Origin of the sequence: Mycoplasmopsis agalactiae PG2, assembly GCF_000063605.1 — a bacterium.
Classification (GTDB): Bacteria; Bacillota_I; Bacilli_A; order Mycoplasmatales; family Metamycoplasmataceae; genus Mycoplasmopsis; species Mycoplasmopsis agalactiae.
The window spans coordinates 588,749-611,676 of sequence record NC_009497.1; the positions used below are offsets into that span (position 1 = coordinate 588,749).

At 31.2% G+C, this 22,928-nt stretch carries 25 protein-coding genes; 10 read left to right on the forward strand and 15 right to left on the reverse strand.

What is annotated here, in order from left to right; all coding sequences use genetic code 4:
- Positions 1-3: 3 nt before the first annotated feature.
- From MAG_RS02555 to MAG_RS02580, 6 genes are read left to right on the forward strand one after another with little or no spacing between them, the layout of a single operon-like run.
- Positions 4-1,176, forward strand: coding sequence for a thermonuclease family protein (locus tag MAG_RS02555; protein ID WP_011949670.1), 1,173 nt, complete (start codon positions 4-6; stop codon positions 1,174-1,176).
- 8 nt (positions 1,177-1,184) lie between these two features.
- Positions 1,185-3,287, forward strand: a complete 2,103-nt coding sequence (locus MAG_RS02560) for an ATP-binding cassette domain-containing protein (RefSeq protein ID WP_011949671.1) — start codon at positions 1,185-1,187, stop codon at positions 3,285-3,287.
- Positions 3,271-4,338, forward strand: coding sequence for a carbohydrate ABC transporter permease (locus tag MAG_RS02565; protein ID WP_011949672.1), 1,068 nt, complete (start codon positions 3,271-3,273; stop codon positions 4,336-4,338). The genes MAG_RS02560 and MAG_RS02565 overlap by 17 nt, the downstream gene beginning before the upstream one ends.
- Positions 4,277-5,260, forward strand: coding sequence for a carbohydrate ABC transporter permease (locus MAG_RS02570; protein ID WP_011949673.1), 984 nt, complete (start codon positions 4,277-4,279; stop codon positions 5,258-5,260). Before MAG_RS02565 ends, MAG_RS02570 begins: the two co-directional genes overlap by 62 nt.
- A gap of 15 nt (positions 5,261-5,275) precedes the next feature.
- Positions 5,276-5,554 (forward strand): hypothetical protein, encoded by a 279-nt coding sequence (locus MAG_RS02575; RefSeq protein ID WP_013022137.1) that lies wholly within the window; start codon positions 5,276-5,278, stop codon positions 5,552-5,554.
- 7 nt (positions 5,555-5,561) lie between these two features.
- The gene (locus MAG_RS02580) at positions 5,562-7,094 is read left to right on the forward strand and encodes an MAG5080 family lipoprotein (protein WP_011949674.1); all 1,533 of its coding nucleotides are present in this window, start codon (positions 5,562-5,564) and stop codon (positions 7,092-7,094) included.
- Between the two features lie 78 nt (positions 7,095-7,172).
- On the opposite strand, the gene obgE is transcribed toward MAG_RS02580, so the two are convergent.
- Both obgE and MAG_RS02590 read right to left on the reverse strand, forming a co-directional pair.
- Complete coding sequence (gene obgE / locus MAG_RS02585; protein WP_011949675.1) at positions 7,173-8,441, reverse strand: GTPase ObgE; 1,269 nt, start codon at positions 8,439-8,441, stop codon at positions 7,173-7,175.
- 111 nt (positions 8,442-8,552) lie between these two features.
- Entirely contained in the window at positions 8,553-9,377 is an 825-nt protein-coding gene (locus tag MAG_RS02590; protein WP_011949676.1) for a Cof-type HAD-IIB family hydrolase, read from the reverse strand.
- 285 nt (positions 9,378-9,662) lie between these two features.
- Between MAG_RS02590 and deoD the strand changes: the two genes are divergently transcribed.
- Genes deoD through deoC form a run of 3 tightly spaced genes read left to right on the forward strand, consistent with a single transcriptional unit; the run spans position 9,663 to position 12,367 of the window.
- Positions 9,663-10,364 carry a purine-nucleoside phosphorylase gene (gene deoD / locus MAG_RS02595; protein ID WP_011949677.1) on the forward strand — a complete coding sequence of 234 codons (702 nt, stop codon included), beginning with the start codon at positions 9,663-9,665 and terminating at the stop codon, positions 10,362-10,364.
- Positions 10,365-10,384: 20 nt separating this feature from the next.
- Entirely contained in the window at positions 10,385-11,680 is a 1,296-nt protein-coding gene (locus MAG_RS02600) for a pyrimidine-nucleoside phosphorylase (protein WP_011949678.1), read from the forward strand.
- A gap of 18 nt (positions 11,681-11,698) precedes the next feature.
- Entirely contained in the window at positions 11,699-12,367 is a 669-nt protein-coding gene (gene deoC / locus MAG_RS02605) for a deoxyribose-phosphate aldolase (RefSeq protein ID WP_011949679.1), read from the forward strand.
- A gap of 61 nt (positions 12,368-12,428) precedes the next feature.
- On the opposite strand, the gene tpiA is transcribed toward deoC, so the two are convergent.
- Positions 12,429-13,205, reverse strand: a complete 777-nt coding sequence (gene tpiA / locus MAG_RS02610) for a triose-phosphate isomerase (protein ID WP_011949680.1) — start codon at positions 13,203-13,205, stop codon at positions 12,429-12,431.
- A 143-nt stretch (positions 13,206-13,348) separates the two neighbouring features.
- On the opposite strand from tpiA, the gene MAG_RS02615 reads away from it, so the two are divergent.
- The gene (locus MAG_RS02615; protein ID WP_041308757.1) at positions 13,349-14,401 is read left to right on the forward strand and encodes an MAG5150 family histidine triad lipoprotein; all 1,053 of its coding nucleotides are present in this window, start codon (positions 13,349-13,351) and stop codon (positions 14,399-14,401) included.
- Positions 14,402-14,457: 56 nt separating this feature from the next.
- On the opposite strand, the gene MAG_RS02620 is transcribed toward MAG_RS02615, so the two are convergent.
- The 12 genes from MAG_RS02620 to secY form a co-directional block, all read right to left on the reverse strand.
- Positions 14,458-15,363: an energy-coupling factor transporter transmembrane component T family protein gene (locus tag MAG_RS02620; RefSeq protein ID WP_011949682.1), complete on the reverse strand. Its 906-nt coding sequence runs from the start codon at positions 15,361-15,363 to the stop codon at positions 14,458-14,460.
- Positions 15,356-16,291 carry an energy-coupling factor transporter ATPase gene (locus tag MAG_RS02625; RefSeq protein WP_011949683.1) on the reverse strand — a complete coding sequence of 312 codons (936 nt, stop codon included), beginning with the start codon at positions 16,289-16,291 and terminating at the stop codon, positions 15,356-15,358. Before MAG_RS02625 ends, MAG_RS02620 begins: the two co-directional genes overlap by 8 nt.
- Complete coding sequence (locus tag MAG_RS02630; RefSeq protein ID WP_011949684.1) at positions 16,282-17,079, reverse strand: energy-coupling factor transporter ATPase; 798 nt, start codon at positions 17,077-17,079, stop codon at positions 16,282-16,284. Before MAG_RS02630 ends, MAG_RS02625 begins: the two co-directional genes overlap by 10 nt.
- Before the next feature lie 169 nt (positions 17,080-17,248).
- Positions 17,249-17,614 carry a 50S ribosomal protein L17 gene (gene rplQ / locus MAG_RS02635; protein ID WP_011949685.1) on the reverse strand — a complete coding sequence of 122 codons (366 nt, stop codon included), beginning with the start codon at positions 17,612-17,614 and terminating at the stop codon, positions 17,249-17,251.
- Complete coding sequence (locus MAG_RS02640; RefSeq protein WP_011949686.1) at positions 17,614-18,624, reverse strand: DNA-directed RNA polymerase subunit alpha; 1,011 nt, start codon at positions 18,622-18,624, stop codon at positions 17,614-17,616. The genes rplQ and MAG_RS02640 overlap by 1 nt, the downstream gene beginning before the upstream one ends.
- 18 nt (positions 18,625-18,642) lie before the next feature.
- Complete coding sequence (gene rpsK, locus MAG_RS02645) at positions 18,643-19,044, reverse strand: 30S ribosomal protein S11 (RefSeq protein ID WP_004023933.1); 402 nt, start codon at positions 19,042-19,044, stop codon at positions 18,643-18,645.
- 20 nt (positions 19,045-19,064) lie between these two features.
- Positions 19,065-19,436, reverse strand: a complete 372-nt coding sequence (rpsM, locus tag MAG_RS02650; RefSeq protein WP_004023934.1) for a 30S ribosomal protein S13 — start codon at positions 19,434-19,436, stop codon at positions 19,065-19,067.
- A gap of 6 nt (positions 19,437-19,442) precedes the next feature.
- On the reverse strand, positions 19,443-19,556 hold the full coding sequence (rpmJ, locus tag MAG_RS03985) for a 50S ribosomal protein L36 (RefSeq protein ID WP_004023935.1): 114 nt from the start codon (positions 19,554-19,556) through the stop codon (positions 19,443-19,445).
- Positions 19,557-19,570: 14 nt separating this feature from the next.
- On the reverse strand, positions 19,571-19,789 hold the full coding sequence (gene infA, locus MAG_RS02655; protein WP_004023936.1) for a translation initiation factor IF-1: 219 nt from the start codon (positions 19,787-19,789) through the stop codon (positions 19,571-19,573).
- Between the two features lie 6 nt (positions 19,790-19,795).
- Positions 19,796-20,545, reverse strand: coding sequence for a type I methionyl aminopeptidase (map, locus tag MAG_RS02660; protein ID WP_011949687.1), 750 nt, complete (start codon positions 20,543-20,545; stop codon positions 19,796-19,798).
- 41 nt (positions 20,546-20,586) lie between these two features.
- Positions 20,587-21,237: an adenylate kinase family protein gene (locus MAG_RS02665; RefSeq protein ID WP_041308759.1), complete on the reverse strand. Its 651-nt coding sequence runs from the start codon at positions 21,235-21,237 to the stop codon at positions 20,587-20,589.
- A complete protein-coding gene (secY, locus tag MAG_RS02670; RefSeq protein WP_011949689.1) occupies positions 21,231-22,712 on the reverse strand; it encodes a preprotein translocase subunit SecY in 1,482 nt (493 codons plus the stop codon). The genes MAG_RS02665 and secY overlap by 7 nt, the downstream gene beginning before the upstream one ends.
- Positions 22,713-22,928 lie beyond the last annotated feature (216 nt).

Below are 22,928 nucleotides of genomic sequence, written 5' to 3' on the forward strand. Positions count from 1 at the left end.
ATAATGAAAAAACAATTAAAAAATATGCTTTTTATTTCAGTTGGCATTTCTGTTACATTACCAATAATTTTAGCTTCATGTGATAAAGGCACAATTAAAGCTAAAGAAGCTGCTGATATATTTATACCAGATAATTTTGACACTAAGGAACTAGGATACTTTGAGAGAAAAAAGATTTTCCACAAAGCTGATTCTATAGATTTAAACAGTATTGACTATACTAAAAACACTGCTTTTGAATTGCCAGATGAAAAAGACTTCTTTTTGAAAGTATATTCAATAACTCCTCCTGCAATCGATGAAAATACAGTTGTTTCTGCAGATAAGGATAAAGAAGTAAGTGCTGAAATAAAATTAGAATTTAGAATAGTTTACAAAGATCCTAATGAAAACACTGTTGAATTAGTTGATGGCTGAAATAGAAAATTAAGCATAAAAAATGACAAATTTGTGCTTCACTCGCTCAATTCAGTTTACAACAGTTTTGAAAACAACAAAACTAATGCGTTTGAGTTTAAAAATATAGACTGAAATAAACTAAAAGCTAAATATTTTGATGCTGAAATTGTAGAATGAAGCGATGGTGATACACCTATAGTAAAAGTTACTGCTATTGATCCTTCTAATACAACAGTTAAAGTTGGCGAAAAAACAAAAATTAGAATTTCTGGAATAGATACTCCTGAAAAGTTTGTTGGTGGAAACAAAAGCAAAGACTTTGAGCACAATTATGCAAAGCTATCTTCAAAATTTGCTGAAGAAGCTGTGCCAAAAGGCTCAAAAGTTAGAGTTTATGCCGATCAAAAAGACGCTTTTGGAAGATGAGTGGGTGATGTGTTCTTTGGCGAAAATTATAAATACTTATATTCAGTCGAAATAACACGTTCAGGTTTAACCCTGCCTTACTTTAGTGATGTTTCTCAAGCATTAAATTTTGCCAAAAACCCTCTTTACTGAGAACACTATGCGCTTTTACAATTAGCTAATGCATTTGAATTTGCTATAACAAACAAAAAAGGATTTTTCAAAACTTTTGCTTTGCCATACTGAATTCAATCAAATATTTATAGAATGAAACCTAATGGTAAATGAACTTTATTAGATAAAAAATCTGAAAGAAATTTATTTAACATTGAAGGCATTAACTTGATCAATGATTCATACAAAAACAAATAAGGAACCATATGATTTGACTACGAAAACTTATTGATAATATTAAATTATCAACTGCTAAAGTCACTGATGATAATCTATCAGAATACAATAGATTGTCAGAAAAAATTCTTAATTCAAGCACGGATGCAGAAGAAGTACCTGCGATTGAATTAAAAAATGTAATTATAGACTTTGGTGAAACACTAGCTGTTGATGATGTTAGTTTTAAAATTCCTAATGGTAAATTAGTTACTCTTTTAGGCCCTTCTGGTAGTGGTAAGACAACAACACTAAATGCAATAAGCGGACTATTAACAATTACTAGTGGTAATGTTTACTTTAATGGTAAAGATGTTACTAGTTTATCGCCACAGCAAAGAAAACTTGGTTTTGTTTTCCAAAACTATGCTCTTTATCCACACATGAGTGTTTTTGACAACATTGCTTTTCCACTTAAAAATGACGTTAAGTGGCAAAATAAAGCTATTGACAAGAAAAATAGTGCAATTATCAAAATCAAAAACCTTTATTTAAAAACTCTTGGTGCTCTTGATGAAGAAATTAACAAAATAAACAATTTATGAAATGTTTACTTAAATATTGAAAAAGAAGTTGACTATGAGCTTAATAATTTTATGGTTAGAAACAATAAAATTATTGAAAAAGCTAAGACAGATTATAAGCTAGCTAAAATCCACTATGAAGGTGAATTAGCTACAATTTCCAAAACAATTTTAAAAGCTTTTAATAGTTTGAAAAAGTCATATAAACTTAAAAAAGAAAAAATCAAAAAACACTTTAGTCTGCTTAAACTTAATAATGCACTTAAAAGTAATTCTGAATATCCTACTTGCCAATTTTTAAATAATCTTGATAAATCACTTCTTTCATTTAAGAAAGTTTCAACTATTGAAGAAGCTACAATGAAATACAATGAGCTTCAACAAGTGATTTCAGATATTTCAAACATTGAGTGAAAAGATTATTCAGAAAAAGATCAATATGAGCTTTTAAATGCCGAAAATAAATTAATTAAAGCTAGCCTATACTACAAATACTGCATGAACTCGCTTAAAGCTATTGAAAATGGTGAAAAAGCAGTAGCTGAGTCTAAAACAAAGCTTAAAGAAGCCAAAAATGCTGATAAAGATTTAAAAACTTCAAGCAAATCGGAGCTTAAAAAACTAAAATACAACTTTAAGCACATGCGTTTTATAGCTTACAAAATCTTTAAAATATATGCAGATGAAATTTATGCTAAATATAATCTTGAAGCTGTTATGAAAGATGATAATGAGCACAAGAGTGCTAATTTATCAGAAGCACAAAGAGAAGAAATATATGAGCTTTCAAAAGACATAATTTCAATTAAAAAAGCTATCTTTAATGAAGTTATGGAAGTTGCTAAAAGAGTTGAAATATTACCGATCTTGCAGAAAAAACCAACAAGACTTTCAGGTGGTCAACAACAACGTGTGGCTATTGCCCGTGCTATTGTTAAAAAACCAGATATTTTATTAATGGATGAGCCACTTTCAAACCTTGATGCTAAATTACGTATTTCAACAAGACAATGAATTCGCCAAATCCAAAGAAACCTTGGAATTACAACAGTTTTTGTTACTCACGATCAAGAAGAAGCTATGTCAATTAGTGACATTGTTGTATGTATGTCAACTTCAAAAGTTCAACAATTAGGTTCACCTTTAGAACTATATAACAGACCTAAAAATAAATTTGTTGCTCGCTTCTTAGGTATGCCAGAAATGGGATTATTCCCTGGTCAATATGAAAATGGTAAGCTTACTGTTTTAGGTAAAACTGTTAAAGGCATTACTTTTAGTAACTATGATCAATTTAGCTGCAATGTCGGTGTAAGAGCCGAAGACTTTGATATTAAATCTTCTGAATCTGAAGCTAATTACAGTGGACTAGTTAAAGCTGTTGAAAACTTTGGAAAAGAAAGCAAGCTAATTGTTGAAGTTGCTGAAGCTGGCGACATTAACTTCTTAGTTTCAAACAACTTTGACTACAATATCGGCGATAAAATTTACTTCAATCTTCCTGCTAACCATCTTCACATATTTGACAAGGCAAATGACGAAAGAGTAGAGTATGAAGTTAAAAAATAGTTTTTGAGCTAAGCTTTCACACAAGTCACCTGCCTTGTCCAAAGTGGCTATGAATAAGCAAGCAAATAAAAAACTACAGTCTCTTTCTGAATCTGTAGTTGATAAAAGAACACCTGCTTGAAAACCTTTTTCAATGCTGCTTCCAACAATCATAATATTATTAACTTTTACCATTGTTCCTTTTATTATTAACTTAGAATCAGCTTTTTTCATTAAAGATGATGAAGGAGTAAGTCGCTTTACTTTTAAAAACTTTGCTGATTTATTATCTGATGAAAAATATGCTGTTGGTGTAAGAAATGCCTTGATGTATGGCCTTATAGTCTTACCATTTGTTATGGCTATATCACTGCTTATATCATCATGTATAGCCAGCGTTTATCGTAAGTGAGCTAGAGGAATATGACAAAGCATTTTCTTCTTACCATATATGACTAATGCTGTTGCTGTTTCACTATCATTTATTCAATTCTTTGCACCTAATGGTATGTTTAACACCATTTTCAAAATCAACACTCCATGGTTAGAAAAAGGTGATATCTTCGCTTTCGAAGCTTTATTACCACTATTAATTCACGGTATATGATCAGGCCTTGCATTTAATGTTTTAATCTTTACAACTGCAATGCTTTCAGTTGACAAAAACCTCTATAAATCAGCTTCAATCGACGGAATTGGTGGTATTAAACAATTCTTTACAATCACCCTTCCATCAATTAAGTCAACTACAACATTTTTAATTACACTTGGAATTATTAATGGTATTAAAGTTTTCCCACTAGCATTATTTAACAACAGACCTAATGACGCTATTGTTAATGGTGCTTCAACACTAATGCTTTATGTATACCACATGACTAAAGAAGGTAATGATGCTTTAGCTTCAGCTTCAGCTGTTATGCTTTTTGTAATTGGTTTTACATACTCATTAATTATTAGAAGAGGATTTAATGCAGTAATACATGCATCAATTAATTTAGGAGAATCTAATGTTTGGAACAAGATTAAAAATTCGCCAGTGATGATCGAATATCAAGCTAAGAAAGAATAAAGAAACTACTGCCAATCAAGTTAGAGATAACTCAGTTGTATCTTTAGTTACTTGATCATTTCTTAAGATTGCCATTTTAGTATTATTCGCTGCTATTGTCCTCTTCCCATTTTTCTACATGTTAACTATCTCAGTTATGCCTAAGTCGCAAGCTGAAGAATTACAAAGTCACTTTAGTTTCTGACCTAAGTCATGAGAGTGACAAAACTATATTGAAGCTGCACAAGGAAGCAAAGATAGTAAAGGTTACTGATATGCTTTCTGACTAACATTTGCCAATGTTATTTTCTCGATAGTTTTAAAAATCTTTGTCACAATGCTTTGTGGATATGCCTTCTCACTTAAAAAATGAAGAGGCAAGGAAGTTATGTGAGGCTTTTTCATCTCACTACTTGTGCTCCCTGAAGTGGCTTTATTATTTGGTCAATATAAAGTTGTTATTTCTTTAGATAACCAATTTGACGTGCTTAAAAGCTTTATGGGGGCTATTGCCATGATTGCCTTGCCATTTGTGGCTTCAATCTTTAATGCTTTAATGTTTAGAAATGCTTTTGAAGCAATTCCAGGCAGAATTAAAGAAGTTGCAATGGTTGATGGTGCTGTTAATGCTAAATATTTATTCAAAATAGCTATGCCAATGGTTCAACCTACAACTTTAACAGTTGTTATTCTAACAACTCTTGCTTCATGAAACTCATATTTATGACCTGCATTACTTTTCACAGGCAAAGGTTATGAAATTATGTCAGTTTGACTATTTGAAGTTGGACGTGAAAATATTGATAATGTAACTAGAATTCACCAAAATATAAAAATGGCTGGTGCTGTGCTAGTTATACTGCCAATGTTTGTGTTCTACTTTATCTTTAGAAAAAGAATTATGTCATCTATTTCTAGACAAGGTAGTGCTATTAAAGGTTAATGGAAGGATATAGTCATGAAAAAAGTTAAGATTAAAAGCCTGACAATTGTATGATCAATTCTTGCATTAATTGCTTTAGTGCTCATTATCTATTGCTCAATAATTATTCATAATGCTTTATTTATAATCGATATAAACAATTTTGTCTCTTTAGATACAACTGTGATAAGCCAAGCTAGATACCAAATGGCTTATTCAATCGCCGGTATTTCTATTTCAGTAATCATCTTCTTAATTGGGATTTTTATTGCATATGCTGGCATCAAAAGTTGAAACTACAAGGCTATTTTATAGGAGTATAATGAAAAAAAATATTAAAAAAACACTGCTAATTTCTTCTTCGTTTTCAGCCCCAGCCTTGCCTATCGTTTCAGCTAGTTGCATTCACAAACTAAGCCCTAGCATTTTACTTGCTAAAGAGTTTTTAAAAACTAACCCTGTATCTAAAGATGATAATAAAAAGAACATAGACTTACGTATTACACACTTAAAAGAATTGGCTTCTAAAGAAAAAGACTTAAACAAAAAAGCTGAATATGAAACTAGAGCTGCTAACATTGAAAGCGTTAAAGATCAATTACACAAAGAAATTAAAGAAACTAAATATTTATATTTTGCTAACGACCTTAAGGCAATAACTATTACCTTTAAAAAACTTTCTTCTATTGTCGGCTCTAAAGTACACCATGAAGATTTAAAGGCAATTTTAAGAGGCTATTTTGATGGCACACCATATTTATCAACATTCTTAGAAATGGAAAATAAATTAGTTAGAAAGAATAGCGCTAATGCTTATGGTAGCTCGCTTTCAGAATTTAACTCTTGAGTTAAGCCTTATTCACAAACATCAAATTACTATTCAGAAAAATTCTTATCGTATGTAGAAGAAGCTGAAAAGAATAAAACTAAACCTGCTGAAGTTATTCAACATGTGCTTCAGTTCTACAAAGATAATAAAATAAGAATTAACAAGGAGAACTATGAAAATGGCTACCTTTTAGCTCTTCCACCTGTTAATTTCTTAAGCAACTATGACCTTTCATATAATGAAAAAATATTAGCTCCTGTGCCTTTATTCAAACATGAAATTAAGCAAGACAGCGAAAAATGAAATGAGTTCATTGCTAACACTTCTGAATTTTTAGAAAAAAATCAAGACTTATTATCGGAAATGACTGATGATGACTTTAGAATAGATAATGACAAAGAAAGATTTGAAAAGTACTATGACACAATGAAAAATTATGGCACTACATCAATTCAAATTGTTAAGCTAGTTCAAGACATATTATTCATTAATGGTTGACGCTTTCCTACCTATATTTCAGCTAGATTAGTCAAAAATGAGCAAACTAAAAAGTATGACTTTAAATACTTTTTAGAAGTGTTAGAAAACCCAGCTGAACCTAATAAAAAGGAAAGCTACAAAACGTATGATATTATCAAAGATCTAGATTTAGATAATCCTGATAAAAAAGTAACGGTTAGCCCACAAGAATCATACTTACCTACTCAATTTGATAAATGAGTAGAAGAAATTAAAAATCTTGAAGATATTTCTAACTATGAAGAAGTAACTGATTATGATAGACTAAAACCTTCGGTTACAAAAATTAATGAGCTAAAAACTGAAATTGCTGAACTTAAAAAACAATTAGAATCGGCTTCAGATGAAGCAAGCAAAAAAGAATTAGAAACTAAAATTAAAGAAAAAGAAGATTCTCAAAAGATTGCTGAAGAGTCATTTAATAAAGAAAAAGCTAATCAGCTTGAAGTAGTTAAAAAGTTCTTAGGACACATGAATTTAGGTCAAAAAATCGCTAAATTAAGCTAAAAATTAGCAAGCAAAAGCAACAAGCATTAATTCTTGTTGCTTTTTCTTTTATGCCTATAAAACAAACATATTGATTGATTAGAACTCACCGTCTCATTCGAATTCATAATCTAATATTCTGACTGTATCACCTGGTTTAATATCATATTTAAGTAAATCGTCTCAAACGCCTATTTTTTTAAGCATTGTGTTAAAACGAATCAAATTGTCATAACTTACTAATGGTATTTTATGATATATTTGTTCAATTTTTGGTCCAGTTATTTCAAAAAAGCCTGCATATGGATTACTTATTTTGTAGTCATCTTCAAGCTTAATTTCAACATTTTCTTCTGTTTCTTCCTCTTCATCAGCTGGAAGTAATTTAGCTTCTTCAAGTATCTTTCAAATCTTGCCTTTTAACTCTTCTAAATTCTGTCTTTCAATTGCACTAATTTCAACAATTTCTACATCAGGATATTTAGCCTTAAAAATATTAACTCTTTCCTTAAATCCCTGTAAATCAGACTTGTTGGCAACAACAACCTTAGGCTTGCTTGCTAATTTTTTGCTATATTCTTCAAGCTCTTTATTAATTATTTCAAAGTCTTCAATTGGATTTTTTTCTTCAGAACCAAAGTCAATTATTTGAACAACAACCCTACATCTTTCAATATGCCTTAAGAATTGAATTCCTAACCCTTTTCCTTCAGAAGCGCCCTTAATTAATCCAGGTAAGTCAGCTACTGTAAATGAGTGATCGTGATATTTAACTAGCCCCAATTGTGGCACTAAAGTAGTAAATTCATATTCAGCAATCTTGGCTTTAGCATTAGAAATAGCGCTTAGTAGTGTGCTTTTTCCAGCACTAGGCTTACCAATAATTCCAACATCTGACATAACTTTAAGCACTATATGAGCTAAATATTTTTCGCCAGGGGTACCGTTTTCACAAATTCTTGGTGCAGTGTTTCTGTTGCTCTTAAACTTAGCATTACCTCTGCCCCCAATTCCTCCTTGGGCTACTAAATACTCTTTTTCTTCAATGATATCTGCAACTAATTTATCATTTTTAAACACCATTGTACCAATAGGAACTTTGACATAAGTACTTTTACCGGTGGCTCCATAAAGATTTTTAGGCCCTCCATTAATGCCATCTTCAGCACTAATTTGTTTATTTCCATATAAAGAAAGCAAAGTATTTTTGCCTTTATCGCCTACAAAATAGATGTTTCCGCCTTTTCCACCATCACCGCCATCAGGCCCACCTTTATCAACGTGTGCTTCTCTTCTAAAGGAAATAATGCCATCCCCACCTTTGCCAGCTATTAGTGTTAATTTAATTTCATCAATAAATTTAGCCATAAATACCACCTTATTACTTTCAAAATTTTAGCAAAATATTACTAATATTAATATTTTGAAAATTATAAAAAAGCCATATTGCTTTATAAATAAGGCAAAAATGGCATTTTGTTATTCACCTTTTTTACTTAAGCTTTCATGAAATTTTTCAACATAGTCTAAAATTGCATGTCCTAAGCCGTGCTCTTGCACATCTTTTGTGACAAAGTTTGCTCTTTTCTTAACTTCATCATTTGCATTATCCATAACATATGAATAGTTGAATTTTTTAAACATACTAAAGTCATTTTCACTGTCGCCAATTACCATAACTTCATCCTTGCTATATCCTTCTAATACATTTTCAAGCATCCAGATAATAGCATTTCCTTTAGATTCTTTTACTGGCAGTATTTCTAAATTCATATGTGTTTTGATTAGCTTACACTTAAGTTTAGATAACTCAGCCATTAGCTCATCAACTTTATCAAAATCTTCAAAGTACACTTCCATTTTTGCAATAGGTTTTATATCATCCTCGCCCTTGTACATTGTGAATTGATCAAAGCTTTCATATCTGTAATAAATTTTGTTTAAAAACTCTTTTTCATTTTCCCTAAAAGCATAAAAAATATGACTAGATCAAGCAGCTGCTGGAATGTTTTGCTCGTAAAAAAGCTTAAAAATTTTTTTAACTACATCAGCATCAATGTAGTCTTCTTTTACAAATTTTGCATTCTTATAATCATAAATTTGTGCGCCCGATGAGCCTATAATATAGTCAGCGTCGGTAAGTTTTGCTAATTTTAGCATTCTAGGGCAAATAGGATTCCCTGTTGCTATATTGAAGCTTATTTGATATGACTTAATAATATCTAAATTGAAGTTAGATACATAGTTATCACGTGAGTAAATTGTGCCATCTACATCACTAAAAACAATGCCTTTTTTAAGCATATGCCCTCCTTATCATTAATGTGAAAAATAAATATTAATAAATGTCATTAAATGATATAGAAATATGCAAAAAATGATAGAAAAATGAGCAAAATTTTCAGACACTTTTAGTGCGCTTTTGGCATCATATGTGGCCCAATTCACCCTTTGATATGTTAAAATATATATGAAGGTTTTATTATTGAAAATAAGACTTATTACAAACTCATTCTAATAAAATACAAATCGCACATATAATCAGATTTTTATTAGATTCAGAAATTTAAATTGCATTAAGGAGAAGATATGACACCACACATAAATGCGCCAAAAGGATCAATTGCTAAACTAGTTTTAATGCCTGGAGATCCATTAAGAGCTAAATATATTGCTGAAACATTTTTAGATGAAGGTTATGAATTAGTTAACACTGTTAGAAATGTTTTTATGTACACAGGTACATACAAAGGCAAAAAAGTTTCAATAGCTGCTAGTGGAATGGGTTGCCCATCGATTGGTATATATAGTTACGAATTATTTAAATTCTATGATGTAGATAAAATCATTAGAGTTGGTTCTACAGGTGCATATGTAGAAGATTTAAAATTATATGACACAGTGTTAGTTGATTCAGCATATGCTGATTCAAACGCTTTTAGAAAATTAGTTTTAAACGATCACTCATATGTTGCATATCCAAGTGCTTCATTAAATGAAGAAATCAAAAAATCTGCACAAAATTTAAACATTGAGCTAAAAACAGTTAGAACTCACTCATCTGACGTATTTTATTCATCAGTTCCTCTTAGTCAAAGAATAGCTGAATCAAATGCTGCTTGCGTGGAAATGGAAAGTTATGCATTATTTACTAATGCTGAAAAACTAGGTAAACAAGCTGCTTGTTTACTAACAGTTAGTGACAACTTAATTACTCACGAAGAAACAACACCAGAAGAGCGTCAAACATCATTTAAAAATATGATGAAAATAGCTTTAGAATTAGCATAATTAAACCATTAGGATATTAAATGCGTATTGTTGATTTAATTGAAAAAAAGAGACTAGGCAAGTCTTTAAGTAATGAAGAAATTGACTTCTTATTAGGCTCATATGTTAATGGCTCAACTCCTGATTATCAAATGGCTGCCTTTTTAATGGCAGTTATGTTTCAAGGAATGGAATCGGCTGAGTTAGCCTACTTTACTAAATTTATGATGCACTCTGGCGATGTTATTGATCTTTCTGATATCCCAGGAATAAAAGTTGATAAACACTCAACTGGTGGAGTTGGCGATAAAACCACTCTAGCAGTTGCTCCTATTTGCGCAGCATTAGGTGCTCCAGTTGCCAAAATGTCAGGTAGAGGACTTGGTCACACTGGTGGAACTATTGATAAATTAGAATCAATTCCAGGCTTTACAGTTGAGCTTACTGAAGCACAATTTAAAAAGCAAGTCAAAAAACACAAAATTGCTGTAATAGGACAAAGCAGTTCGCTTGTGCCTGCTGATAAAAAAATTTATGCATTAAGAGATGTTACTTCATGTGTTCAATCAATTCCACTCATTGCTTCAAGCATTATGTCTAAAAAACTTGCAACTGGAAGCGATGCAATTTTGTTAGATGTTAAATGTGGCAATGGTGCTTTTATGAAAACACCTGAATTAGCTAAAGAACTTTCTAAAACAATGATCTCAATTGGAAAAGAACTAGGAGTTGATGTTAGGGCTGAAATAACTAATATGTCAAGACCAATTGGTAGAGAAATTGGAAACAAAAACGAAGTTTTAGAAGCTATTAAAACTCTTCAAGGCAATGGGCCAGCTGATTTTAATGAATTAGTTTACTCATCATGTGCAACAATTATGGAGCAATCAAAAATTGCTAAGTCACATGAAGAAGGCTTAAAACTTGTTGATGAAGTTATTAAAAATGGTAAGGCTTTAGAAAAATTCTATGAATTTATTGCCTTGCAAGGTGGTGATGTTGAAGCGCTTAAAAACCCTTCTTTCTGAAGTCCAAAATATTCATATGATATTTATGCAGATAAAGACGGCTTCTTAGAAATTTTTGATGCACTAGCTTTTGGAATTGTAGCTATGAAACTAGGTGCTGGTAGAGCTACTAAAGAAGATAAAATTGATTTTGAAGCAGGCATAACATTACACAAAAAGACCAATGAAACAATCAAAAAAGGCGATAAGCTATTTACACTTTACTCATCAAAAGAGATTAATCCTGAATTAGAAAAAGAACTATCAAGTGCATACAAAATAGGCTCAGAAAAAGTAAAAAATAAAATCATTATTGATAGGTTAAAATAGCTAAAACAAAGGAATAAAATGAAAATTGATTACAATAAAATGATTGACCACACATTTTTAAAAGCAGAAGCTACAAAAGCTGATATTGATAAATTGATAGCTGAAGCTAAGCAATATGGCTTTAAAACTGTATGTGTTAATTCATCATATGTTCCATATGTTAAAGAACAATTAATGGGCTCTAATGTTGGCATAACATCAGTTATAGGTTTTCCGCTAGGTGCAATGCTTACAAATTGCAAAGCTTATGAAGCTGCTGAAGCAATTAAAGCTGGTGCTGATGAAATTGATATGGTTATTAACATTGGCAAGCTAAAAGACAAAGATTATGACTATGTGCTTAAAGACATTATGGTAGTAAAACACGCTTGTGGCGACCATGTGTTAAAAGTTATTGTTGAAACAGCACTTTTAACAAAAGAAGAAATAGAAAAAGTAACTGAAATAGTTATGCAATCAGGAGCTGAATTTATCAAAACATCAACTGGCTTCTCAACTCGTAGTGCTAGTTTAGAAGATGTTAAGACAATGAAATCAGTTTGCGGCGATAAACTATTAATTAAAGCTGCTGGTGGAATATCAAATAAAGATGATATGATCAAAATGCATGAAGCTGGTGCAACAAGATTTGGTACAAGTAGATCAGTTGCTATAGTTGAAGGCAAAGAATCGCATGGCGGCTACTAAAACAAACTAAAATAAAAAAACTGAGAGAGCTTGCTGCTGCTACTCAGTTTTTTTGTATTCTTTATTTAGGCATTATGCCGTCAGAATTGACAGAAATAAGCTTTAAAAATTTGTCAATTTTTAAGCTAGCTGAACCAACCAAAAAGCCATTTAAATTAGGCAATTTGGTAAAATCATTAATATTATTTTCATTAACACTTCCGCCATATAAAACAGGTACTTCAGGGCTAGTTAATTTATGAATTAATGCACTCACGTTTTCAACTTCTTCAGGAGTTGGAGTAATGCCAGTGCCAATTGACCAAACTGGTTCATAGGCAATAATAACTTTATGAATATTAACTTCATCTAGCAAAATTTGCAATTGTTTATGAATAGCTGCTTCAGTTCTACCAGCATCTCTGTCTTCCTTAGATTCGCCAATGCATATAATTGGAGTAATGTCATACTTAACTGATTGCTTAATTTTTAAGTGCGTGGATTCATCATTTTCATGATTTGTGTGATATCTTCTTCTTTCTGAGTGCCCGCATAAAGCATATGAAACATTGATATCTTGTAGCATTCTGGCGCTAACTTCACCAGTAAAAGCACCTTCTTCATTTTTTGACATATTTTGGCTGCATAATTTTAATTCAGGAACTCTATTTGTAAAATAAGCAGTTAGATTACATTGTGAAGGAGCCACACCAAAAACATTATTATCAATATAAGGAATTAATTGTGGATTGGCTTTTCTAAATTTTTTGTATTCTATTGCAAATTCATCAAAAAAGTTTAATGTTTCAGTAAATGTTTTATACATTTTTCAATTTCCAATTACTATAAATTGCTTCATTGCTTCTCCTTATTCTAGGAAACTTATTTAACAAAATGCTATGCGTTTGTGAATTAAAGCATATAGTTAGGTACATTTTTTTACTTTATAATTATTAAATTAAAACATATTATTGAATAATCTTCAATATGTAGAAAGATATTATGAAAAATAAATTAAAAAAATATTTGCTTTTAACTCCTTTATTAAGCTTGCCTATGGCTTTATCAGCTAAATGTAATGGAGAATCTAGCAATCAAGGCGAAAATAATACTAAGTCAGTAAGCGAACTAATAAAGCAATATAAAGAAAAAATTGACAAGATTGAAAGCAATTTTTTAGCTAAAAAAGTTAATAATTCTTTTCATTCAGATAACTCCGAAACAAAAAATTTCTTTAATGCGGCTTTATATGAGAACTTAGTCAACAATGTTGCTGATGCTAGCTCATCTTATGATATGGATAAGAAAATGCAAGAGTTTTATGACTTAGTAAAAAAAGACGAACAGGCCTATAAAACAGTCAAAGACAGCTTTTTTGACTATGAACAAAATTCACAGTCAGCTAAGATCACTAAAGCGCTTGTGGCAATAGTAAATGATTTAAATGTGCAAGTATTAAATAACTCAAATAAGTTTTTTGATGACTTTAATAATAAAGATTCTAAAGATAATTCAAAAATTATTTACTATGCATATCCACAACTAAGTCAATCAGCAACCTTTTTTACAAATAAAGAATGAAGTGAGTGAATCCAAGATGATTTTAGAGTTGTATATAGCTCATTAATAAACTATGATAAATCAACTTTAATTGAACCCTCACAATTTAAGTCAGACTTAATAAAAAACTATGATTCAAACACTGGCGTAAATTCAAACCATAATCACTCACATGCTACATATAGTATGATTTGAGAATTTATGAACTACTTAAATGCTTTTCGTGAAATAGCTAATAAATTGAATTATGCTGAAAGTGTTAAAAATATTAAAAATGAATTAAAAAATAAGCCTGAATTACTAAAGTTATTTGACCAATTAACTAGTAAAACAGACTTATTAGTAAAAAATTCAGAATTAAAGTTGCTTAATCCACTTTATGATAAAGCAAGGGAAGCATTTAAATTATTAGATGATATTAGAATTGCTCTAAAAAGAATAGCTGATTCATTAAAATTGGATAGTAGCACAGTAAATAAAATATTGCCTGCTTAAAGCTAGGTTAAAAATAAAAACATCGGCACTTAATTTGCTGATGTTTTTATTTGTTTTTAGAATGCAAAGAACGTATTAGCATATCAAGCAGCATTGTTTGTGGCTATAATTTGCTTATCAACTAATACTACATAAGTAATTGCTCAGGCTGCTATAAGCACCAAGAATATATCTCTTCATGTAGGAATAATTAATCTATATTTAGTTCTCTTTGCATAAGGATTATATCCTCTTGTTTCCATTGCATTTGATAAGTCTTCTGCTTTTGAAAAGGCTGTAACAAACAATGGAATAATTAAGGTTGTAAATGATTTAACTTTGTCTTTAAACTTGCCGTTTTTAAAGTCAACACCCCTGCTAGCTTGCGCTTTAGTAATTCTTTGAGCTTCTTCTAATAGTGTAGGAATAAATCTTAAAGCAATGTAAATAATCATTACAATTACGTGTGTTGGGATAAATAATAATTTAAGTGGCATTAATAAGTCATCAATTGCTTTTGATAAAAGCATTGGCTTAGTTGTATTAATCATTAAGCTTGTTGCCATTATCATTATATAAACACGCACAACTAAACCTAAGGTTCTAGCAATAACTTCTCAAGAAATGAAATAACTCTTTCCTAAGTGAATTGGAAGTGGATATCAGTCTTTTAATTTTTTATAATTCTCAGTCAATGCACCAGCAGCATCATATGGCTTTTGGCCCATTGTATAAATATTAACTCAAAAAAGGAAGAAGCCTATAAGCGGCGGCATTATTCAGAGTCTTAAGAAAGCAGTAGGGCTTTTTGTTTCAATTAAGTACAAAATTCATAATGGTAAAAGAATAATTCCAAGAGTAAGAAAATCTTTTGCCACAAATGTTAAAACAATGTAAATTATGATGAATATAATCTTGAATCTAGGATCCATTTTATGAACCACAGTGTCATTCATCATATAACGGCCATAATTACTATTCATCTTTGACCCCGCCTTTAGTTTTTTTATTCATATACTTGTTAATAAAGTTTGCTAATTCATCAATTGAAGTAACTCTAGGAACCTTTATTCCTTTTGCTTCTAATTTAGAGACAAAATCTAAAAGTTTAGGTGGTTCCATATAATTATTTTTTAAAAATTCAGTGTCTCTTAAAACATCATGAGTGTCGCCGTCTTTAACAATTTGGCCGTCTTTGAAAGCTAAAACTCTTTCTGTGTACTCTAAAACATTATCTAAGTCGTGAGTAACAATAATAACTGTTTTACCTTGTTTATGGAGCTCTTTGAAAATATTTAGTATCTCAATTACACCAACAGGATCAAGTCCTGCTGTAGGCTCATCGGCTATTATAAAATCAGGTTCCATAGCTAATATTCCAGCTAAAGCTACTCTTCTTTTTTGTCCACCAGAGAGCTCAAAAGGAGAACGTTTTAAAAATGATTCGTCTAGTCCAACTAATTTAATGTATTTTGCAGCTCTTTCGAGAGCCTCTTGCTTGCTAACACCAAAGCTTCTTGGACCAAAAGCTATATCTTTTTCAATTGTTTCTTCAAACAACTGATATTCAGCAAACTGGAATACAACACCAACTCTTTTACGAAGATCTTTAGCTTTTTTAACTCTCTTTCTTCTGGTTGGTTTAATAACAAAACTTTCCATAAATTTTTCTTTTTCGCCTGTTTTATGGTTTATTTTGTCATTTTCAAAAACTCATTCAACACTGCCAGCACTAGGTAATAATAAAGCATTAAGATGTTCAATAAAAGTAGTTTTACCACTACCAGTTTGTCCAATTACACCGACAAATTCGCCTTGCTTAATTGAGACATTAATATTGTCTATTGCATTAAGCTCATAAGGAGTTTTAGCTAAAAATGTGTGCACTAAGTCTTTAACTGTTATTTGCATATTTGATCTAATAACTCCTTTTCATTATATGTAGGCTTAACACCATTAATTTTCTCACTTAGCTTGTAAATAAAAGGAGAGTCAATTTTTGCTAAGCTTAAGATTTCTTTGTTGTTTAAAATTTCACTTGGAGAGCCTGAAGCTATTACTTTACCTTCAGAGAAAACTAAACAATAATCAGCTAGGATTGCTTCATCCATATCATGAGTAATTGAGATAAGAGTTTTCTTTCTTTCTTTTTGTACCGAACTAATAATATCAAGCACTTTTCTCTTACCTAATGGATCAAGCATACTAGTTACTTCATCGAAGATAATAATATCAGGGTCTAGTGCTAAAACTGAAGCAATAGCTACACGTTGTTTTTGACCGCCAGAAAGCGACTGTGGGCTTTTTTCTAAATAATTACCCATACCAACTTTGTGCGCTAATTCATCAATAATAGGCTTCATGTCTTTACGTGGAATACATTTGTTTTCTAGTCCAAAAGCAACGTCGTCTTCAACTGAAGCGCCAATGAATTGGTTATCTGGGTTTTGGAAAATAATTCCTATTTTGCCTCTTATTTCTCTAAGTGTTTCTTTGCTTATAGTTGTGCCATCTAATTCTATTTTGCCATCAGCTGGTTTATATAAAGCTACAAGTAGCTTAGAAAATGTACTCTTACCAGAGCCATTGTGTCCTAAAATAGCAACATATTTGCCGCTTTCTATTTCTAAATTAAGTTTTTCAATAGCATTAGCTTGTGCGCTAGGGTATTTAAACATTAAATCAGTGACTTTGATCATAATGTGTTTATTATACTACCAAAATAGAATTGTCACTTTAGCTTTTTTAACTATTTTAAAGGCAAAAAGGAAAATAAAATGACGCAATGTTTGCGTCATTAAATAAAAGGAATTTAGCAATCGTTTTAGATTTGTGAATATATTAATAATTTTAAAAAGATGGAGATTTTTAAACTAATTCAATAATAGCCATAGGTGCGTTGTCACCTTGACGGTTTACTAACTTATAAATTCTTGTGTAGCCACCATTACGTTTTGCATATGATGGAGCGATTGTGTCAAATAAGTGTTTAAGTACATCTTTCTTGCCTTCTTCAACTAATGTTGGACGCAAGAAACTTGCACAAATTCTACGGTTTGCAAGAGTTGGGTTTTTTGCTTTAGTAATTAATTTTTCTGCATGTCTACGTAATTCTTTTGCACGTGTAAGTGTAGTTGTTATACGACCATTAGCAAATAATTCACTAACTAATGTTCTCATAACGCCTTTTCTTCATTTAACATCACGGCTGTAAATTTGGGTTGGATTAGCCATTATTCATCTCCTTTATTAAGAGTGAAGCCATTTAGTTTTAAACATTCTTGAATTTCATCTAATGATTTTCTACCTAAGTTCTTAGTTTGTTCTAATTCTTCTCAGGTCATAGCTGCTACTTCAGAAGCTTTTGTTTTGCCAATTCTCTTAAGAGCATTTAATGAACGAACTGAAAGACCTAGTTGGTTAATATCAACATCATTTTCAATTGGTTCATCATTATTAATTTTTTCTTCTTCAAAAACATCAATTTTCATTGCATCAACATCGCCAACAGTCATAAAGTGTGCTACTAAAATCTTGCAAGCTTGGTTTATAGCACTTTTAGCATCAACTGTACCATCTGTTTTGATTGTAAAAAGTAATTCTTCTTCAATTTTGTTGCTTGAAGTATTTAATTCTTTAACAGTGTAGCTGCATTTTTCCACAGGACTAAAATTGCTGTCTACAGCTATAAATAAGCCTTTTTTGATGTTTGATTCGATTTTTGAAGCAAATAATGAATCGTTTTGGATAAACTTTTTATTGCTTTCATTTGAAATAAAACCTCTGCCAGGTCTTAAGAATAGTTCAATTACTAATGCTCCTTTTTGGATATTAGCAATTTCTTGGCTTTTGTTAATTATTTCAACTGAAGGATTGCTGATTTCAATGCTCTTAGATGTTACAACTCCAGGTTGTTCAGCTTTAATTGTTGCTTTAATGATTTCACCATCTTTAACAAATTCAGGGTTGTATTTGAACTTTACTTTTCTTAAATTCATTATGATGGCTGTAACGTCTTCAACAATTCCAGGAATTGTTTGAAACTCGTGGCTAACGCCTGAGATTTTGATTGCAAATAATGCTAAAGAAGTAATATTAGATAATAAAACTCTTCTTAATGCAACTGCAACAGTGTTAGCAAAGCCTCTTTCAAGTGGTTTAAGTGAAAATGTAACTTCATTTAAATTGTTATTGATAGCAGAGTTACTTACTTGTAAGTAATCTAATTTAGACATTCTTTTCATAAGTGTTACTCTCCTTTGTTATTTTCTCATTTTTTCACGTTTAAGAATACGTTTTGGAGGTCTAGTACCGTTGTGTGGCACTGGAGTTACGTCTTTAATTTCTGTAACAGTGATGCCAGATACTTCAATTTGTTTTCTAGCAGCATCTTTACCAGCACCTATACCTTTAAGTTCAACTCTTACGCTTTTAATACCATGCTCTTTAGCAGCTTCTGACGCTGCTTGGGCAGCTAAACCTGCTGCATAAGGGGTTTTCTTTTTAGTTCCTTTATAGCCAATAGCACCTGAGCTACTTCATGCTATAACGTTACCTAATTCATCAGCAAATGTCACAATTGTGTTTTGGTTAGTTGAGTGGATGTGTGCAACACCTTTAGTAATGTTTTTCTTTTTTGTTTTCTTAACAACTTTATTAGCCATAATTTATTCTCCTAAATTAACTATTTAGTTGATTTCTTACCAGCAACAGTCTTTCTAGGACCTTTTCTAGTTCTAGCATTACTTTTTGTGCTTTGGCCTCTAACAGGTAGACCTTTACGGTGTCTAATTCCACGGTAGCACTTAACTTCCATTAAACGTTTGATGTTTAATGAAACTTCTCTACGTAAATCACCTTCTGTGACATATTCTTTTGCAATTTCTCTAATTGCACTAAGTTGTGCTTCTGATAAGTCTTTAACTCTGATGTTTTCATCAATTTTTGCTTTTGCACATATTTCTTGTGCGCTTGTTCTACCAATACCATAGATGTAAGTTAATGAAATAACTACACGTTTATTGTTTGGTATTTCTATATTTAAAATTCTTGCCATCTAATTTTATCCTTGTCTTTGTTTGTGTTTAGGGGTAGAGCAAATTACCCTGATAACACCTTTACGTTTGATAATACGACAATCTTTACACATTCTTTTTACGCTAGCTCTAACTTTCATAAATTAGTTATCTCCTATCTATTGTGCCGATATGTAATACGCCCTCTTTGCAAGTTATATGGGCTTAGTTCAACATCGACTTCATCACCAGGTAAAATTCTAATGCGGTTTACACGCATTTTACCTGAAATGTTAGCTTTAATATCTTGTCCACTTTCTAAAGTTACTAAATATTCATCGGTTGAATAGATTTCTTTGACTTTTGCTCTAATTTTAATAGCGTCTTTTGCCATTTTTTATTAGATTCCTTTCGTTAATACAACACCTTTGCCATTTTTAATTAAAACTGTGTGCTCATAGTGAGCAGCATTTAATCCGCTTGCACTAACAACAGTTCATTTATCTTTTTTGACATACACTCGATTTGACTTTTGCAAGATCATAGGTTCAATACAAATGACCATATTATCTTTTAATAATATGCCAGTTCCTTTTTTGCCTTCATTTGGTATATAAGGATCTTCGTGCAATTCCTTGCCAATGCCATGGCCTGTGTACTCTTTTGGTGTGTATAAATTATTATTTTTAATTACTTCGCCGATAGCATAACTAATATCACCAACTCTAGCGCCAGGTTTAATTGCAGCTAAGCCTGCTTCAAAAGCTAATTTGGCTACCTCAATAATTTTGCTATCACTTTCAGTAATTTTGCCAACGCCTTTAGTAAAAGCGCTGTCACTTTTGTATCCGTGATAATCGCATCCTAAGTCAATTTTGACAATATCGCCATCTTTAATCACATAATTAGAAGGGATACCATGGATAAGTTCATCATTAACAGAGATGCAGGCTGTAGCTGGAAAGCCATACAAGCCTTTAAAAGCTGGTTTTGCACCTCTTTTGATTATTTCATTAAAAGCATGACGATCTAATTCTTTTAATGAAATTCCTGGTCTTACAAGGTCATATAAAACTGCTTTGACCTCTGCCAGGATTTGGCAACTTTTAGAAATTAATTCAATCTCACGAGCACTCTTGATTGATACCATATTAATTCCTACTTTACTTTTAATAATAATTTGATTTAAGTTTATTTTGTTAATGAACTAACAATTAAGTCAGCTAATACTTTTGGATCACTATCAGCATCAAAAACATGAATTTTGTTTTTATAATGCTCTAATAATGGGCCAGTTTGTTCTTTATAAACTTTAAGTCTATTTTTAATTGATTCAGGTGAATCATCTTTACGTGTGATTAGTTCAGTGCCACATTTATCGCAAATATTGCCTTTGCTTGAAGGCATAAAATCGATGTGAAAGCCAGCTTTACAATTTGGACAAAAACGGCGCCCTGATAATCTTTTTAATATTAGATCCTCATTAGCACGAAGCTCGATTACTTCGTATTTAAAATAAGGAAGACTATCCAAAAACTCAACTTGCATAAGTGTACGTGGATAGCCATCTAAGATAACAATTTTACCAGATTTATTGTAATTTTCTAAAGCTTTAGCAACTATTTCATTAGTAATATCATCAGGTACATAACCGCCTGATTCAACTATTGAAGAAATCTTTTTACCTAGCTCGCTGGCTGAAGCTATTTCAGCTCTAAAAATGTTTCCTGTTGATAAATGAACTAGCCCATATTCTTTAGCAATGATTGACGCAACTGTGCCTTTACCAACCCCAGGAGGCCCCATAAAAACTAAATTATTTATATTTTTTGCTTCTATCATAATAAACCATCCTCAGTTTTAGGTAAATTGCCTTTGCTTGGCTTGCTTTCGGCTTCATTATCAAAAGCACCAGTGTAGCTAAGTGTTTTAGATTCAGCAATGTTTTCTGAAACAATTCTTGATATTCTTTTTTGTTTTGAAAGCTGGCTTGATTTAATTCTTGCTTTGAACTGATCAATTGTTTCGATTGAAACTGATACTAAAATCATCATACCTGTGCCACCAAAAGCCATCGCAGCTGGAATAGCTAGTGCTATAACCATTAAATATTGGAATGAAACTAAGATAACTAAGTAAAAAGCACTAAAGGTTGAAAGTCTCATTACTACACTAATTAAATAATCTTCAGTTTGCTCGCCAGGTTGAATGCCAGGAATAAAGGTTGAATTTTTTGTAAAGTCTTCAGCTATTCTATCAACACGTGATTGTTGTAAGCCCATAATAAAGGTGAAAAAGAATGTAAATATAACTAATAAGCTTAAACCAAGTGGCTTTGAAAAGTCCATATTTTCTCTAATTCAGATAGCTGCTGTGTTAGTATTAGGCAATATACGGGCAATTAATATCGGCAATGAAACAAACATTGAGGCAAAAATAATTGGCATAACTCCAGCAGGATTTAGCTTTATAGGAAGCTTACCCATATCTTTTACACTTTTGCTTCTACCAGCTCCTATTTGTTGAATTGGGATATGTCTTTCTGCTAAATAAACCATTATGATGACAAATAAAAGTGCTAAATAAACAAATAAATATGTTAAGAATTTTAAAACACCTACAACAATTGCTGAGCTTTCAGTATCACTTACATAAACACCTCATGCAGTTTGAAACTGATTTGGTAACTGAAATGCTATACCAACAAAAATAATTAAACTAGTACCATTTCCAATTCCTTTGTTTGTAATTTGTTCAGCTATAAATAGTGAAAATAATGATCCACCAATTAAAATAAAAGGAAGCAAAAAGTAAGTAACTAAATTTTTATTTAAGCCATAAGGATCAATTCTAATAAAAGGGTTGTCACCACTACTTAAGGCTATAGTAAGCATAAATGACTGTGGAAAAGCAATAAAAAGCGTTAAAACCCTGGTGATTATATTAATTTTCCGTCTGCCTTCAGGCCCTGATTGGGACAGTTTTTGCATTGCTGGAAAGGCTTTGGTTTGTAATAATGACATAATCAAGGAAGCGTTAATAAATGGACTTATTCCTAATGCAACTAGTGAAAATTGTCTAAGTCCACCGCCACCAATAAGGTTTAATGTACTAAGAAATGTATCATTGTCAATTGAATTATTAATATTACTAAAGGTAACAAAAGGAGATTTGACTGTAGTCATAATTAAATAAATAGCTAAAAGTGCAGCAGTATAAAGAAACTTTTTAGTAATTTCTTTTGTACTTCATCACTCATTTCACTTCTTGCCAAATTTATAGAAAAATTCGCGAATTTTTAGCCCAGAATTTTTCATATGCCTCCTTTTTTTAGCCCTTAAAACTATAGTCAATATTACTTATATAAAATATATGTAATATTATAATGAATTTAGTTAAAAAATAAAGTCTTTTTACTGCTGCTTTATGCAAAAAATGATGTCTTCTAAAACAAAATTAGCTTTGCTAATTTATAAAAAATTAATGTTAGCAAAATTTACTTCTAAGGCTGTTTTATAGCGCTATAGGGCAAA